Genomic DNA, 13413 nt, shown 5'->3' with positions numbered 1-13413 from the left:
CTGTTCCCTCCCCCCTTGCGGGGGAGGGTCAGGGAGGGGGGTGAGCCGCAAGCACCGAGCCCGCGATACCCCCACCCCCACCCCCTCCCCGCAAGGGGGAGGGGAGCAGAGGCAGATTGCAACGCGTTACGCGACGACATCACGCGCCCTTGGCGAGGGACGCGAATGTCTTGCCTTCGTCTGCCAGACGCTTGAGCAACGGGGTCGGTTCGAGCGACGGATCGTTGGTCTGCTTGGCGTAGAACGACAGACGCTCCGCGATTTTCTTCAAACCGACGCTGTCGGCATAGAACATCGGGCCGCCGCGGTAGATCGGCCAGCCGTAGCCGTACAGCCAGACCACATCGATATCGCTCGGGCGGGCCGCGATCTTCTCTTCAAGGATGCGCGCGCCCTCGTTGATCATCGGATACATCAAACGTTCGAGGATTTCCTGATCGTCGATCTGCCGGCGCTTAAGGCCGAGCTTCGCGGTGGTTTCCTCGATCAGCTTCTCGATTTCCGGATCCGGCAGCGGCGAGCGCGAACCGGCTTCGTACTTGTAATAGCCCTTGCCGGTCTTCTGGCCGAAGCGCCCGGCCTCGCAGATCGCGTCGGCGATTTCCGACTTGATGCCGCGGTCCTGACGCGAACGCCAGCCGATATCGAGACCGGCGAGATCGCCCATCGCGAACGGGCCCATCGGCATGCCGAACTTGGTGAGTACCGCGTCGACCTGCTGCGGCAGCGCGCCTTCGAACAGGAACTTCTCGGCCTGCTTGCCGCGAGCGGCGAGCATGCGGTTACCGACGAAGCCGTCGCACACGCCGACCACCACCGGCACCTTGGCGATGCGCTTGGCGACAGCGACCGCGGTCGTCAGCGCGTCCGGCGCGGTCTTTTCGCCGCGCACGATTTCGCACAGCTTCATGACGTTGGCGGGCGAGAAGAAGTGCATGCCCAGCACGTCCTGCGGACGCTTGGTCATGGCGGCGATGGCATTGATGTCGAGGTACGAGGTGTTGGTGGCGAGAACAGCGCCCGGCTTGGCGAACTGGTCGAGCTTGCCGAACACTTCCTTCTTGATCGCCATGGTCTCGAAAACGGCCTCGATGATGAGGTCAGCATCCTTGACGTTTTCGATGCCGACGACACCCTTGATCAGGCCCATGCGCTTGGCCGGCGCGTCGGCAGGGATACCGCCGCGCGCAGCGGTGGCTTCGTAGTTCTTCTGCATGACGCCGAGGCCGCGCTTGAGCTGCTCGTCGCCGGTCTCGATCAGAGTGACCGGTATGCCGGCATTGGCGAACGACATCGCGATGCCGCCGCCCATGGTGCCGGCGCCGATGATCGCAACCTGCTTCACGTCACGCGCCTTGGTGCCATCTGGCACGCCAGATACCTTGGCGGCTTCGCGCTCCGAGAAGAATGCATAGCGCTGCGCCTTCGACTGCTCGCCGGTCATCAGCTTCATGAACAGTTCGCGTTCGGACTTGAGCGCCTGGTCGAAAGGCTGGTCGAGCGAGTGGCTCACAGCTTCGGCGGCGGCGAGCGGCGCCTCCAGACCGCGGTTGCGCTTATTTGCCGCAGCAGCGGCGCTGGTGAAAATCGACTTGTCCGCCTTTGCCGCAGCGAGCTTGGAATCGTCGTCACGCAGCTTGCGCAGCGGTCGCTTCTCGGCAAGCACCTTGCGCGCGAAGGCTTCGCCGCCAACGGCGGGCTCACCATCGACAACCTCGTCGATCAATCCGTTCTTGAGCGCATCGGCAGCACCGATCGGATCACCGCCGACAATCATCTTCACGGCGAGCTCAGGACCGACCGCGCGCGGCAGACGTTGGGTGCCGCCGGCGCCCGGCAACAGGCCGAGCTTCACTTCGGGAAGGCCGAGTTTTGCGTCCTTGGTGGCGACGCGGAAATGCGCACCGAGCGCGAGTTCAAGACCGCCGCCCAGCGCGGTGCCGTGAATCGCGGCAACCACCGGCTTAGAGGAATTCTCAATGACCTCGATCACTTCATGAAGGCTGGGCGACTGTGGCGGCTTGCCGAATTCGGTGATGTCGGCACCTGCGATAAATGTCCGGCCAGCGCATGCAATGACAATCGCCTTGACCGACGCATCGGCCTCGGCGCTCTTCACGCCCTCGGCAATGCCCTTACGCACAGCGGCGCTGAGCGCATTCACGGGAGGGCTGTTAACAGTGACAATTGCAACCGCGTCGCGACGTTCAACCTTGACCACTTCGCTCACACAACTCTCCTTGCAGCGCTTGTTTTTTGACTATTTCGCAGTGCGGAATTAAATTCCACATCTTGACACGGAGGGATATTTTGAAGCACGTCCTTTGTCAACGAAGACCACATATGCGGTTTGACGAATGAAACGCCCGCCAAAGAAATCTGCGACGGATCGCAGTTTTGTTATCGCGCTGTCGCGAGGGCTCGATGTGTTGCGCGCATTCCGTCCCAGCGATGGTCTTCTGGGTAATCAGGAAATCGCGGCGCGCACGAATTTGCCGAAACCGACGATTTCGCGGCTGACCTACACGCTGACAAAGCTTGGTTATCTGACACCGGTTCCACGCTTCGAGAAATACCAGCTTGCGCCTGCCGCAATGGCACTCGGATATTCCGCGCTCGCCAACATGGGCGTCCGTCATGTGTCCGATCCGTATCGCGATCAGCTAATGCGCGAGACCGGAGGTGCCGTCGCCATCGGTGCGCGCGACCGTCTCAGCATGATCTACTTCGGACAGAGCCGCAGCGAATTGACTGTCGGCGTACTGCTCGATGTCGGCTCCAAGGTTCCGATCGCGACGACAGCCATGGGCCGTGCCTATCTGTGGGCGCTGCCGGAAGATGAGCGCGCCAACCTGTTGCGCGAGATCAAGGAGCATACCGGCGCCAACTGGCCCAAGGTCCGCGACGGCATCGAGCGCGCCGGCGAATGTGTCGCCAAGCACGGCTTCGCCATGTCCGCCGGAGAATGGCACAGCGACATCCACGCGGTCGGTGTTGCCCTGAAGCTGAATGATGGAACCGGCCCTTATGCCTTCAACTGCGGCGCACCCGCCTTCAAGTTCAGTGAAGTTCTATTAAAGAACGATATTGGCCCTCGCCTCGTCGCGATGGTAAGAAATATCGAGATCGCGATGACCGGCAGCGTCGGACGCGCTCCACAAAACAAAGAAAATACCAGCATCAAAAAAGCCAAAACAACAGGGGGAAAAGTCACGCGCATCGCTGAGGGGATCCGCTAGTCGCCGCCGTGGCGGTGGCATGCCAGACAACCCGGCATAGGGACACCTTTTCAGCTCCGGAACTGGAATTCAGTCAAGTTCGAAAAAAGAACTTTGTTGGATTCTGTCCGGCGACAGTGCTAAAGGAAAACTCGAGAGCGCGCCCGCCCGTGGCGTTGCGCGCGGATCGCAAAACAAAGAAACTGCCGACATCAAGAAAAATGAAACCGCCAGGAGGAAAAGTTGCACGTATTGAGGGGATCGGATAGCCGCGCGCGTTGCGGTTACATGCAGGCGGGAACATCCCAGCCTCGCGTGGACATCAACACATGATGCAGGCACAGGTTGCGCAGGGGCATGCTCCCTTGCTCGCGGTTCGCGACGTCTCTGTCGTGTTCGGCGGCATCATCGCGTTGAATGGCGTTTCGTTCGACATGAAAAAGGGCCAGATTCTGGGCCTGATCGGTCCGAACGGCGCCGGCAAGACGACGCTCTTCAACTGTCTCAGCAGGCTTTACCAGCCGAGTACGGGCGAGATTCTGATGGAGGGCCAGAGCATTCTGGTTCATCAGCCGCAGAAGATCGCCGAGGTCGGCATCGGGCGCACATTCCAGAACGTCGCGCTGTTCCCGCGCCTGACGGTGCGCGACAATATCCGCATCGGCGGACACTGCCGTACCAAGAGCGATTTCGTCAGCGACGCGATCAAGCTGCCATGGGTCCGCGAGCAGGAGCGCAAGCTCAACGCGAGGGTCCATGAAATCCTCGATTATCTCGACCTGCATGATGTCGCCGACCGCGAAGTCTCGGGTCTTCCGTTCGGCACGCAGAAGCGGGTCGAGCTTGGCCGTGCGCTCGCCGCCGAGCCGAAGATCCTGCTGCTCGACGAGCCCGCAGGCGGCCTCAATCACGAGGAAGTCTACGTCCTCGGCGACCTGATCTGCCGCATCCGCGACCAGCGCAACATCACGGTTCTGCTCGTCGAACATCACATGGGATTGGTGATGAAGATCGCCGATCACGTCGTCGCACTGAATTTCGGCAAGAAGCTCGCTGAAGGCACCCCGTCTCAGGTGCAGTCCGACCCCGACGTCATCAAGGCCTATCTGGGGAGCAAGGACCAATGAGCACGATGCTGACGATCAGGGACCTGCGCGCCTATTACGGCCAGGTGCAGGCACTGCACGGACTGGAATTCTCCCTCAACGAGGGCAGCGTCACCACCCTGCTCGGCGCCAACGGCGCCGGCAAGACCACGACACTGCGGGCGATCTGCAACATGATCCGCTCTACCGGCAACATCGAGTTCGACGGCAAGTCGCTCGCCGGTGTGTCCACCGAGAACGTGGTACGGCTCGGCATCGCCCACGTGCCGCAAGGCCGCGGCACCTTCACCAACATGACGGTCGAAGAAAACCTTCAGCTCGGTGCCATCTCGCGCAGCGGCAAGAAGGAGATCGAGAACGACATCGAGCAGATGTACGGATTCTTCCCCGTGCTCAAGCAGCGTCACACCCAGCAGGCGGGAACGCTGTCGGGCGGCGAACAGCAGATGCTCGCGGTCGCCCGCGCGCTGATGCTGCGTCCCCGGCTAATGCTGCTCGACGAACCCTCGTTCGGTCTGGCGCCGCTGGTCGTCCGCGACCTGTTCGGTATCCTTGGCCGGATCAACCGCGAGCACAAGGTGACCATCCTGGTGGTCGAACAGAACGCCCAGCTCGCGCTTGAACTGGCGGAACAGGCCTATGTGATCGAAACCGGACGCATCGTGATGTCGGGAAGCGCGAAGGAAATCGCGAACAACGAAGACATCCGCAAATCCTATCTCGGATACTGAGGACGCAGCCATGGAACTGTTTACCAACCAAGTCCTGGCTGGCATTGCCACAGGCGCGATCTACGCCTGCATGGCGCTGGCCGTGGTCATGATCTATCAGGCCATCGACCATCTGAACTTCGCCCAAGGCGAAATGGCGATGTTCTCGACCTTCATCGCCTGGCAATTGATGCAGTGGGGCCTGTCGTTCTGGCCGGCCTTCCTGATGACGCTGGTGATTTCGTTCATCGGCGGCATCGTCATCGAACGTGCGCTGTTCAAGCCGCTGACCAATGCGCCTGTTCTGGTGCATGTCGCCGGCTTCATCGCGCTGTTCGCAATCCTCAACAGCGTCGCAGGGCTGACCTGGGACTTCACGATCAAGCAGTTCCCCTCGCCGTTCGGCTCGTCCGGCTTCCTGGGCAGCCAGCTGATCTCGACCCACCAGGCCGGTATGATCGGTGTTACGCTGGTCTTGCTTCTGCTGCTCTACATCTTCTTCCGCTTCACACGGGTGGGTCTGGCGATGCGGGCAGCGGCGTCGCTGCCTGAATCGGCACGTCTTGTCGGCATCAACACGAGCTGGATGATCGCGCTCGGCTGGGGTATGGCCAGCGCCATTGGCGCCATCGCCGGTCTCCTGATCGCGCCAGTGGTGTTCCTCGAGCCCAACATGATGGGCGGCATCCTGCTGTACGGCTTCGCGGCGGCGGTACTCGGCGGCCTTACCAGCCCGCTCGGCGCCGTGGTCGGCGGCTTCCTGGTCGGCGTCTTCGAGAATCTGGTCGGCACCTACATTCCCGGTGTCGGCAACGAACTTAAACTTCCGATCGCGCTGGCACTGATCATCGTCGTGCTTGTCATCAAACCGTCCGGTCTGTTCGGCCGCGCCATCGTACAGCGAGTTTAATCATGAGCACAGTTCAGGACTCCATTTCCACACCTGCGGCGGTCGATGCCGAACCGAAGAAAACGATGACGGTCGGCCTCGGCACGACGCTTGTCGTGTTTGCGCTGCTGGTCGTCACGCCGCTGTTCGTGAAGAACTTCATCATCTTCCAGATGACGATGGTGCTGATTTACGCCATCGCCATCCTGGCCCTCAATCTGTTGACCGGCGGCAGCGGACAGTTCTCGCTCGGTCAAAGCGCCTTCTACGCGGTCGGCGCCTATACCGCCGGCATTCTGATGGAACATCTCGGCGTCAACTACGCACTGACGATTCCCGCCGCGGGCATCATCTGCTTCATCTTCGGCTTCCTGTTCGGCTTTCCGGCACTGCGGCTTTCGGGCGTGTACCTCGCGCTCGCGACCTTCGCACTGGCGGTCGCGATGCCGCAGATTCTCAAACTGAACCTGTTCGAACACTGGACCGGCGGCGTGCAGGGTCTGGTCATCACCAAGCCGGACGCACCGTTCGGCCTGAAGATGTCGCAGGACATGTGGCTGTACTACTTTACGCTGTTCGTCTCAGGGGTGATCTACGTCCTGGCCGTCAATCTGCTGCGAAGCCGGTCCGGACGCGCGCTGATGGCAATCCGCGATAATCCGATTGCCGCCTCGGCAATGGGCGTCGACCTGCCGCTGTACAAAACGCTGGCATTCGGCGTCTCGGCCGCCTTCACCGGCATTGCCGGAGCGCTCGGCGCCATCGTGGTGCAGTTCGTGGCTCCGGACAGCTTCACCATCCAGTTGGCGATCGCAATCTTCGTCGGCATGGTGGTCGGTGGCGTCGGCTGGTTACCGGGATCGCTGGTCGGTTCGGCCTTCATCGTGTTCGTGCCCAACGTCGCGGAACACATCTCCAAGGGGCTGTCCGGCGCGGTGTTCGGTGTCTTCCTGTTCGCCGTCATCTTCCTGTTGCCGCACGGCGCCCGGCAGGTTGCCTTTATGATCGAAGCCTTATTCCGCAAAAAGAGCAAACCCTGAAGGGGGAAGCCGTAAGTCTGATTGCCTGACATCAAATCAGGCTTGTCGGCATCTGATTGTTTGCGCATGGTGTTTCCGGAAAATCGGTTTCCGGACCAGGTGACAGGGGTCTGATTCAGCTCAGCTGAATCAGACCCCTCATTTTAGCCCTCAGGGCATGATCTCTTTCTGGAGCCGATTTCCGCCAGGCGGAATACCGCATCTCAGGGAGAGGACTACAATGCTATCCAAACTCAAGCTCAACGTAGCAGCGGTGTCGGCCATCGCCGCGCTCGCGATGACGAGCGGCCACGCGCTCGCGCAAAAAAAATACGATACCGGCGCGACCGACGCTGAAATCAAGATCGGCAATATCATGCCCTACAGCGGTCCCGCGTCCGCCTACGGCGTCATCGGGAAGATGGAAGAAGCCTACTTCAAGATGATCAACGATCAGGGCGGCATCAACGGCCGCAAGATCACCTTCATCACCTATGACGACGGCTATTCCCCGCCCAAGGCCGTCGAACAGGCACGCAAGCTGGTGGAGAGTGACGAAGTCCTGCTCGTATTCGGACCGCTCGGCACGCCGTCGAATTCCGCGATCCAGAAGTATCTGAACGCGAAGAAGGTGCCACAGCTATTCGTAGCGACCGGCGCCACCAAGTTCGGCGAGCCGAAAGAATTCCCCTGGACCATGGGCTGGCAGCCCGCTTACCAGAGCGAAAGCCGCGTGTACGCCAAGCATCTGCTCGCGGCCAAACCGGATGCCAAGATCGCGATCCTTTACCAGAACGACGACTTCGGTAAGGACATGCTGAAGGGCCTGAAGGACGGCCTCGGCGCCAGGGCGTCGCAGATCGTCGCCGAAGACAGCTACGAAGTGTCCGAGCCGACCATCGACTCCCACATCATCAAGCTGAAGGCGACCGGCGCCGACGTCTTCGTCAGCTTCACCACACCGAAGTTCGCCGCCCAGGCCATCAAGAAGGTCGCAGAACTCCAATGGAAGCCGACGTACATTCAGAGCAACGTCGGCGCCTCGGTCGGCAGCGTGCTCAAGCCGGCAGGCTTCGAGAATGCGCAAGGCATCCTCTCGGCGGCCTACGCCAAGGACGGCGCGGATCCGCAGTGGGACAACGATGAAGGCATGAAGAAATTCTACGCCTTCCTAGCCAAGTATGCCCCGGACATGAACAAGACCGACGGTTCCGTCGTCTACGGTTATGGTCAGGCGCAGACGCTGGTTCAGGTTCTGAAGCAGGCAGGCGAGAACCTGACCCGCGAGAACATCATGAAGCAGGCCGCGAGCCTGAAGGACTTTACCCCTGACACCTTGCTGCCCGGCGTGAAGATCAACACCAGCGCGACCGACTTCTATCCGATCGACCAGTTGCAGATCATTCAGTTCAAGGGCGAGAAGTATGAACTGATCGGCCCGATCATCAGCGGTGGAATGGGCGGAAGTTAATCTTTCGCGCTGCGAAACAGGCTGCCGCAAAAACAAGCCCTCCGCGACCCCGTCGCGGAGGGCTTTTCGTTGAACGCGGCCTGCAAAGGGTATTGAATATCGTCGAGCCGCAAAGAGCTCAGAATCAAAAAAACACAACGAAGGTACAAACACGATTCCAAGGAGGAACGTAATGTCAGCACTCACCTCGCGACTCGCGGTCGCTTCGGCCGCTGTGGCCCTGCTCACCGCGACAAGCACCGGCGCACTCGCCCAGAAAAAATACGACACCGGCGCATCCGATACCGAGATCAAGATCGGCAATATCATGCCCTACAGCGGACCGGCCTCCGCTTATGGAGTCATCGGAAAATCCGAACAGGCCTACTTCAACAAGATCAATGCCGAGGGCGGCATCAACGGCCGCAAGATCAATTTCGTCACCTACGATGACGGTTATTCGCCGCCGAAGGCCGTCGAGCAGGCGCGCAAGCTGGTCGAGAGCGACGAGGTCCTGATCGTCTATGGCCCGCTCGGCACGCCGTCGAATTCGGCGATCCAGAAATATCTGAACGCCAAGAAGGTGCCGCAACTGTTCGTTGCCACCGGCGCCACGAAGTGGAACGATCCGAAAGAATTTCCCTGGACCATGGGCTGGCAGCCCAACTACCAGAGTGAGGGCCGGATCTACGCCTCCTACCTGATGAAGGAGAAGCCGAACGGCAAGATCGGCATTCTCTTCCAGAACGATGATTACGGCAAAGACTACCTCAAGGGCATCAAGGACGGCCTCGGCAAAAAGGCAGCTTCCATGATCGTCGCGGAAGAGCCTTATGAAACGAGCGTGCCCACCATCGACTCACAGGTCGTCGCCCTGAAGTCGAAAGGCGTCGATGTTTTTATCAGCATCACCACGCCGAAGTTCGCTGCCCAGTCGATCAAGAAAGTCGCGGAATTGCAGTGGAAGCCGCTGTTCATTCTGAACAACGTCTCGGCGTCGGTTGGCTCGGTGATCAAGCCCGCCGGATTCGAGAATGCGCAGGACATCATCTCGGCGTCCTACGCCAAGGACCCAACCGATCCGCAGTGGAAGGACGACAAGGGAATGAAGGATTTTGACGCTTTCCTTCTCAAGTACTTCCCCGAAGCCAACCGGAGCGACGGTTCGGTGATCTACGGATACAACTCGGCCCAGACCCTGGTTCACGTACTCAAGGCCTGCGGCGACAATCTCACGCGCGAGAATGTCATGAAGCAGGCGGCCAGCATTAAAAATCTGGAACTCGGAGGTCTGCTGCCTGGCGTCAAGATCAACACCAGCGCGACCGATTTTGCCCCGATCAGCCAGATGCAGCTGATGAAATTCAAGGGCGAGACCTGGGTCCGGTTCGGCGATATCCTGAGTGGTGACGTTGGCGGCTAGTTCGGCGTCAGACAACAAAAACCCCCTGCGACACATTCGCAGGGGGTTATGACTTCAATGCCATTTTGTTGAATCAACAAGACAAACGGTATTGAATACCTGCGAGGCCACAAGGCCTCCAAGGCAAGTGCTAAAAACAAACATCAAGAAAACTAGGTTAGGGAAACAAAAGAAATGTCCGCCAAGAAACTTCAACGCATATTCTTTCTCGCTACCGTCGCAGCCTTGGCTGCGTCGACCAGCAATGCGGTCGCACAAAAGAAATACGACACCGGCGCCACCGACACCGAAATCAAGATCGGCAGCATCATGCCCTACAGCGGACCGGCGTCCGCCTATGGCATCATCGGCAAAACGCAGGCTGCCTATTTCAACAAGATCAATGCCGAAGGCGGCATCAACGGCCGCAAGATCAATTTCATTTCCTATGATGACGGCTATTCGCCACCGAAGGCTGTGGAACAGGCCCGCAAGCTGGTGGAAAGCGACGAAGTTCTGCTGATTTTTAATTCGCTCGGCACGCCATCGAATTCGGCGATCCAGAAATACATGAACGCCAAGAAGGTGCCGCAGCTGTTCGTGGCGACCGGCGCCACCAAGTGGAACGATCCGAAGAACTTCCCCTGGACCATGGGCTGGCAGCCCAACTACCAGAGCGAAGGGATCATCTATGCGAAATACCTGATGAAGGAAAAACCGAACGGCAAGATCGGCATTCTTTATCAGAACGACGACTTCGGTAAGGACGTTTTGAAGGGGCTGAAGGACGGTCTCGGAGCCAAAGGCGCTTCGATGATTATCGCCGAGGAGCCTTACGAGACGTCCGTTCCCACGATCGACTCGCAGGTCGTTGCGCTGAAATCGAAGGGGGCTGATGTCTTCGTCAGCATCACCACACCGAAATTTGGCGCGCAATCGATCAAGAAGGTCGCCGAGCTTGGTTGGAAGCCGCTGTTCATCCTGAACAACGTCGCCTCGTCTACGGGGTCGGTCATCAAGCCGGCCGGTTTCGAAAATGCGCAGGGCGTGATCTCTGCGACCTATGGCAAGGATCCGACCGACCCGCAATGGAAGGACGATCCGGGCGTCAAGAACTTCGACGCCTTCCTCGTGAAGTACTTCCCCGAAGCCAACCGGGCCGACAGCTCGGTCGCATATGGTTACAGCTCCGCGCAGACGATGGTGCATGTGCTGAAGGCCTGCGGAGACAATCTCACCCGCGAGAACGTCATGAAGCAGGCTGCAAGTATCAAGGATCTTCAGCAGGAGATGGGTCTGCCCGGCATCAAGCTGAACACCAGCGCCACCGACTTCGCACCGATCGAGCAATTGCAGATGATGCGATTCAAGGGCGAGCGCTGGGAACTGTTCGGTCCCGTCATCAGCGGCGAGGTCGGCGGCTGACGATTGGCTCGGAAGGAAGCCGGATTTCCAGTTCTGAAATCCGACTTCCCCGCCCTGCACGGGCAGATCTGGAAACATTTCCGCCCTCCGCAATAACCCTGCGGAGGGCCTTTTATCGTGCCCCCGATCATGTCATGTCTTGAGCCCGTATAGCGCCAAGCGATGATCTGATGACCGACAAACGCCTTTTGCTGCGCGCCATTTTCGACGCCGCTGTCGCCGCAGCCCACCCTGACCGCATTCTTGCCGAACACCTGCCACCGCCGCCGCGCGGCCGCATCCTCTGTCTTGCCGCGGGCAAGGCTGCCGGCGCGTTGGCGTATGCTGCGGAACGGCACTATCTCGACGGCGGCCATATCGATCCCGCGCGATTGTCGGGACTCGCCACCACGCGTCACGGATACGGCATGCCAACCCGGCGCATCGAGATTGTCGAGGCCGGTCACCCGGTGCCCGATGAAGCGGGCATGAAGGCCGCGGCGCGGACGCTTGAACTGGCTGGAGCTGCCAGCGCCGATGATCTCGTTCTGGTGCTGTTGTCCGGCGGCGGTTCAGCGAACTGGGTCGCGCCGGCTGACGGAATTTCGTTCGCGCAGAAGCAGGCGATGAACAAGAGCCTGCTGCGATCGGGCGCGCCGATCGGAGAGATGAACACTGTGCGCAAACATCTGTCGCGCATCAAGGGCGGCCGGCTCGCCCGAGCCGCTGCGCCCGCGCAAGTTCTGACGCTGGCGATCTCGGATGTGCCGTTCGACGATCCTGCGACCATCGCGTCCGGGCCGACGGTGCCGGACACCACGACGCTGGCCGACGCGCGTGAGATCGTCGCCCGCTATCAAATCAAGGCCGATGATGCCGTGATTGCAGCGTTGAATGATCCGCGCAACGAGAGCTGCAAGCCTGGCGACGCGGCGTTCGCGCACGCGGATTTCAGGATCATCGCGCGCCCGCAGGAATCGCTCGATGCAGCCGTCGCCGTGGCGCGAAACGCCGGCTATGAAATCGTTGCGCTCGGTGCCGATCTCGAAGGCGAAGCGCGCGATGTTGCCGCCGCCCATGCACAGATTGCCCTGAAGGGGCATGCAGAGGGAAAGAAGCTCGCCGTCCTGTCCGGCGGCGAACTCACGGTGACGGTGCGCGGCAATGGACGCGGCGGGCCCAACCAGGAATACGTGCTCGCGCTCGCGAGCCTGTTCGCCGATACGGCGGGCATTTGCGTGCTGGCCGGCGATACCGATGGCGCGGACGGCGGCGCCGGACATCCGACCGATCCGGCCGGTGCGATCCTCGATCAGCGCACGTTTGCAAAGATGCGCGAACTCAAGCTCGATCCGAAGGCCTATCTTGCCAACAATGATGCCACCGCGTTCTTTGAAGCCACGGGCGATCTTCTGATGACCGGACCGACGCTAACCAACGTCAACGATATCCGCATCATTCTGGTGGATCCGTAGCCTGTCGTTACTCCGAGCACCGCGCGCTCCCTCGCCCCGCACTTGCGGGGAGAGGTGAAGTGAAATGCCGCCCCTTAAAACTCCTTCGCGATCTTGCCGAGCATCGTCAGCAGCAGGGCGCGGTTGTCCTCTCCCAGCAGGTCCTTGAGGCGCGCCTCGTGCCGGGTCTCGATCAGCTTCCTGGCGCGGGACAGAACCGCGCGGCCCTTGTCCGTCAGCTTCAGGATGTGCGAGCGGCGGTCGCTGCTGGAGCGCACGCGGACACAGAGATCCCGGCTTTCCAGTTCGTCCAGCATGGCGACGAAGTTGGGCCGCAGAATTCCAAGGGTGCTGGCGATCTCGGTCTGGTTCCGCCCGGGATTTGCTTCGACCAGCATCAGAACGGAGAATTGCGCCGGCGTCAGTTGCAGTGCCGCGACGCAGCCGATGAAGTCGTCGAAAATCCGCAGTTGCGCACGCTTGAGCGAATAGCCGAGGAAGTCCGACAGGTCCCCGATCCGGATCGGGGCGGCAGGAGATACCGCCGGCGCCCGCCGCGGCCGTTTTTTGGCTTTGGCGGCAGCGTTATTCGCGGTCCTGGAAACAGCCATCGTGCGCTTCCCGTGATCGGTCTGCTATAAGGGCGCCTCTACCCGAAGAGCGACCAAGGCTTGTAGTTATACTCGATAATCGTTATAAAATATATCAAATAGAGATGGCGGAATTCAACCGCCGCTTTCGGTGCAGCGGACCCTTCAATC

11 protein-coding genes are annotated in these 13413 nt (G+C 60.3%); 9 read left to right on the top strand and 2 right to left on the bottom strand.

What is annotated here, in order from left to right:
- Positions 1–139 precede the first annotated feature (139 nt).
- Positions 140–2230, bottom strand: coding sequence for a 3-hydroxyacyl-CoA dehydrogenase NAD-binding domain-containing protein (locus tag AC1Q6J_RS11740; protein WP_492279501.1), 2091 nt, complete (start codon positions 2228–2230; stop codon positions 140–142).
- Positions 2231–2357: 127 nt separating this feature from the next.
- Here AC1Q6J_RS11740 and AC1Q6J_RS11735 point away from each other — a divergent pair, with 127 nt between their 5' ends.
- The 9 genes from AC1Q6J_RS11735 (at position 2358) to AC1Q6J_RS11695 (ending at position 12673) form a co-directional block, all read left to right on the top strand.
- Positions 2358–3239 carry an IclR family transcriptional regulator gene (locus AC1Q6J_RS11735; protein WP_492279500.1) on the top strand — a complete coding sequence of 294 codons (882 nt, stop codon included), beginning with the start codon at positions 2358–2360 and terminating at the stop codon, positions 3237–3239.
- 308 nt (positions 3240–3547) lie between these two features.
- Positions 3548–4345 (top strand): ABC transporter ATP-binding protein, encoded by a 798-nt coding sequence (locus AC1Q6J_RS11730; RefSeq protein ID WP_492279499.1) that lies wholly within the window; start codon positions 3548–3550, stop codon positions 4343–4345.
- Positions 4342–5055 (top strand): ABC transporter ATP-binding protein, encoded by a 714-nt coding sequence (locus tag AC1Q6J_RS11725; protein ID WP_492279498.1) that lies wholly within the window; start codon positions 4342–4344, stop codon positions 5053–5055. Before AC1Q6J_RS11730 ends, AC1Q6J_RS11725 begins: the two co-directional genes overlap by 4 nt.
- A gap of 10 nt (positions 5056–5065) precedes the next feature.
- Entirely contained in the window at positions 5066–5944 is an 879-nt protein-coding gene (locus AC1Q6J_RS11720) for a branched-chain amino acid ABC transporter permease (protein WP_492279497.1), read from the top strand.
- Between the two features lie 2 nt (positions 5945–5946).
- Positions 5947–6963, top strand: coding sequence for a branched-chain amino acid ABC transporter permease (locus tag AC1Q6J_RS11715; RefSeq protein WP_492279496.1), 1017 nt, complete (start codon positions 5947–5949; stop codon positions 6961–6963).
- Positions 6964–7183: 220 nt separating this feature from the next.
- The gene (locus AC1Q6J_RS11710) at positions 7184–8413 is read left to right on the top strand and encodes an ABC transporter substrate-binding protein (RefSeq protein ID WP_492279495.1); all 1230 of its coding nucleotides are present in this window, start codon (positions 7184–7186) and stop codon (positions 8411–8413) included.
- A 172-nt stretch (positions 8414–8585) separates the two neighbouring features.
- Positions 8586–9815 (top strand): ABC transporter substrate-binding protein, encoded by a 1230-nt coding sequence (locus AC1Q6J_RS11705; protein WP_492279494.1) that lies wholly within the window; start codon positions 8586–8588, stop codon positions 9813–9815.
- A gap of 174 nt (positions 9816–9989) precedes the next feature.
- Positions 9990–11219, top strand: a complete 1230-nt coding sequence (locus tag AC1Q6J_RS11700; RefSeq protein ID WP_492279493.1) for an ABC transporter substrate-binding protein — start codon at positions 9990–9992, stop codon at positions 11217–11219.
- Between the two features lie 170 nt (positions 11220–11389).
- On the top strand, positions 11390–12673 hold the full coding sequence (locus AC1Q6J_RS11695; RefSeq protein WP_492279492.1) for a glycerate kinase type-2 family protein: 1284 nt from the start codon (positions 11390–11392) through the stop codon (positions 12671–12673).
- 74 nt (positions 12674–12747) lie between these two features.
- Here the strand turns inward: AC1Q6J_RS11695 and AC1Q6J_RS11690 are convergent, their stop codons facing one another.
- On the bottom strand, positions 12748–13263 hold the full coding sequence (locus AC1Q6J_RS11690) for a MarR family winged helix-turn-helix transcriptional regulator (protein ID WP_492279491.1): 516 nt from the start codon (positions 13261–13263) through the stop codon (positions 12748–12750).
- Positions 13264–13413 lie beyond the last annotated feature (150 nt).

The organism is Afipia sp. MLSD5-FHT05B12 (assembly GCF_058793355.1).
This window is presented reverse-complemented; position numbering and strand designations above follow the sequence as displayed.

Excerpts from the sequence above, each read along its gene's own strand:
- AC1Q6J_RS11735 (WP_492279500.1), top strand. The coding sequence starts at position 2,358 with ATGAAACGCCCGCCAAAGAAATCTGCGACGGATCGCAGTTTTGTTATC.
- AC1Q6J_RS11730 (WP_492279499.1), top strand. The coding sequence starts at position 3,548 with ATGATGCAGGCACAGGTTGCGCAGGGGCATGCTCCCTTGCTCGCGGTT.
- AC1Q6J_RS11725 (WP_492279498.1), top strand. The coding sequence starts at position 4,342 with ATGAGCACGATGCTGACGATCAGGGACCTGCGCGCCTATTACGGCCAG.
- AC1Q6J_RS11720 (WP_492279497.1), top strand. The coding sequence starts at position 5,066 with ATGGAACTGTTTACCAACCAAGTCCTGGCTGGCATTGCCACAGGCGCG.
- AC1Q6J_RS11715 (WP_492279496.1), top strand. The coding sequence starts at position 5,947 with ATGAGCACAGTTCAGGACTCCATTTCCACACCTGCGGCGGTCGATGCC.
- AC1Q6J_RS11710 (WP_492279495.1), top strand. The coding sequence starts at position 7,184 with ATGCTATCCAAACTCAAGCTCAACGTAGCAGCGGTGTCGGCCATCGCC.
- AC1Q6J_RS11705 (WP_492279494.1), top strand. The coding sequence starts at position 8,586 with ATGTCAGCACTCACCTCGCGACTCGCGGTCGCTTCGGCCGCTGTGGCC.
- AC1Q6J_RS11700 (WP_492279493.1), top strand. The coding sequence starts at position 9,990 with ATGTCCGCCAAGAAACTTCAACGCATATTCTTTCTCGCTACCGTCGCA.
- AC1Q6J_RS11695 (WP_492279492.1), top strand. The coding sequence starts at position 11,390 with ATGACCGACAAACGCCTTTTGCTGCGCGCCATTTTCGACGCCGCTGTC.
- AC1Q6J_RS11690 (WP_492279491.1), bottom strand. The coding sequence starts at position 13,263 with ATGGCTGTTTCCAGGACCGCGAATAACGCTGCCGCCAAAGCCAAAAAA.